This is a genomic window from Streptomyces sp. NPDC001492 (genome assembly GCF_053597275.1).
On record NZ_JBSFHW010000108.1, the window covers coordinates 1 to 3,021 of the forward strand.

Sequence of the window (3,021 nt, forward strand, 5' to 3'; positions counted from 1 at the left end):
GTTCGGCGGCGTCCTACTCTCCCACAGGGTCCCCCCTGCAGTACCATCGGCGCTGTAAGGCTTAGCTTCCGGGTTCGGAATGTAACCGGGCGTTTCCCTCACGCTATAACCACCGAAACACTATGAAACTGTCGAACCTGCCGCACCACGCCGTGACCGGACGTGGGGCTGTTCGTGGTTTCAGAACCAACACAGTGGACGCGAGCAACTGAGGACAAGCCCTCGGCCTATTAGTACCGGTCACCTCCACACCTTACGGTGCTTCCAGATCCGGCCTATCAACCCAGTCGTCTACTGGGAGCCTTACCCCATCAAGTGGGTGGGAGTCCTCATCTCGAAGCAGGCTTCCCGCTTAGATGCTTTCAGCGGTTATCCCTCCCGAACGTAGCCAACCAGCCATGCCCTTGGCAGAACAACTGGCACACCAGAGGTTCGTCCGTCCCGGTCCTCTCGTACTAGGGACAGCCCTTCTCAAGACTCCTGCGCGCACAGCGGATAGGGACCGAACTGTCTCACGACGTTCTAAACCCAGCTCGCGTACCGCTTTAATGGGCGAACAGCCCAACCCTTGGGACCGACTCCAGCCCCAGGATGCGACGAGCCGACATCGAGGTGCCAAACCATCCCGTCGATATGGACTCTTGGGGAAGATCAGCCTGTTATCCCCGGGGTACCTTTTATCCGTTGAGCGACGGCGCTTCCACAAGCCACCGCCGGATCACTAGTCCCGACTTTCGTCCCTGCTCGACCCGTCGGTCTCACAGTCAAGCTCCCTTGTGCACTTACACTCAACACCTGATTGCCAACCAGGCTGAGGGAACCTTTGGGCGCCTCCGTTACTCTTTAGGAGGCAACCGCCCCAGTTAAACTACCCATCAGACACTGTCCCTGATCCGGATCACGGACCCAGGTTAGACATCCAGCACGACCAGACTGGTATTTCAACGACGACTCCACCCGAACTGGCGTCCGAGCTTCACAGTCTCCCAGCTATCCTACACAAGCCGAACCGAACACCAATATCAAACTGTAGTAAAGGTCCCGGGGTCTTTCCGTCCTGCTGCGCGAAACGAGCATCTTTACTCGTAGTGCAATTTCACCGGGCCTATGGTTGAGACAGTCGAGAAGTCGTTACGCCATTCGTGCAGGTCGGAACTTACCCGACAAGGAATTTCGCTACCTTAGGATGGTTATAGTTACCACCGCCGTTTACTGGCGCTTAAGTTCTCAGCTTCGCCCCACCGAAATGGAGCTAACCGGTCCCCTTAACGTTCCAGCACCGGGCAGGCGTCAGTCCGTATACATCGCCTTACGGCTTCGCACGGACCTGTGTTTTTAGTAAACAGTCGCTTCTCGCTGGTCTCTGCGGCCACCCCCAGCTCAAGGAGCAAGTCCTCTCACCAGTGATGGCCCCCCTTCTCCCGAAGTTACGGGGGCATTTTGCCGAGTTCCTTAACCATAGTTCACCCGAACGCCTCGGTATTCTCTACCTGACCACCTGAGTCGGTTTAGGGTACGGGCCGCCATGAAACTCGCTAGAGGCTTTTCTCGACAGCATAGGATCATCCACTTCACCACAATCGGCTCGGCATCAGGTCTCAGCCACAAGTGCGACGGATTTGCCTATCGCACGGCCTACACCCTTACCCCGGGACAACCACCGCCCGGGCTGGACTACCTTCCTGCGTCACCCCATCACTCACCTACTACCACCTTGGGTCAGCGGCTCCACCACTCCCCTTTGCCCGAAGGCTCCGGGGCGGCTTCACGGCCTTAGCATTAATGGGTTCGATGTTTGACGCTTCACAGCGGGTACCGGAATATCAACCGGTTATCCATCGACTACGCCTGTCGGCCTCGCCTTAGGTCCCGACTTACCCTGGGCAGATCAGCTTGACCCAGGAACCCTTAGTCAATCGGCGCACACGTTTCTCACGTGTGAATCGCTACTCATGCCTGCATTCTCACTCGTGAACCGTCCACAACTGCCTTCCGGCGCTGCTTCACCCGGCACACGACGCTCCCCTACCCATCACAGCAGGCGTTGGCCCTATTGCTGCAATGACACGACTTCGGCGGTACGCTTGAGCCCCGCTACATTGTCGGCGCGGAATCACTAGACCAGTGAGCTATTACGCACTCTTTCAAGGGTGGCTGCTTCTAAGCCAACCTCCTGGTTGTCTCTGCGACTCCACATCCTTTCCCACTTAGCGTACGCTTAGGGGCCTTAGTCGATGCTCTGGGCTGTTTCCCTCTCGACCATGGAGCTTATCCCCCACAGTCTCACTGCCGCGCTCTCACTTACCGGCATTCGGAGTTTGGCTAAGGTCAGTAACCCGGTAGGGCCCATCGCCTATCCAGTGCTCTACCTCCGGCAAGAAACACACGACGCTGCACCTAAATGCATTTCGGGGAGAACCAGCTATCACGGAGTTTGATTGGCCTTTCACCCCTAACCACAGGTCATCCCCCAGGTTTTCAACCCTGGTGGGTTCGGTCCTCCACGAAGTCTTACCTCCGCTTCAACCTGCCCATGGCTAGATCACTCCGCTTCGGGTCTTGAGCGTGCTACTAAAACGCCCTATTCGGACTCGCTTTCGCTACGGCTACCCCACCCGGGTTAACCTCGCAACACACCGCAAACTCGCAGGCTCATTCTTCAAAAGGCACGCAGTCACGAGACGAAGACAAGTCTCCGTCCGACGCTCCCACGGCTTGTAGGCACACGGTTTCAGGTACTATTTCACTCCGCTCCCGCGGTACTTTTCACCATTCCCTCACGGTACTATCCGCTATCGGTCACCAGGGAATATTTAGGCTTAGCGGGTGGTCCCGCCAGATTCACACGGGATTTCTCGGGCCCCGTGCTACTTGGGTGTCTCTCAAACGAGCCGCTGATGTTTCGACTACGGGGGTCTTACCCTCTACGCCGGACCTTTCGCATGTCCTTCGCCTACATCAACGGTTTCTGACTCGTCCTGCCGCCGGCAGACGACAGAAGAGAGATCCCACAACCCCGTA

The 3,021-nt window shown here is 57.2% G+C and carries 1 other annotated feature (only partly in view).

The window, feature by feature from the left end:
* Positions 1 to 3,021: a sequence feature (most likely nonfunctional fraction of RNA operon), on the reverse strand (it continues 191 nt past the right edge of the window).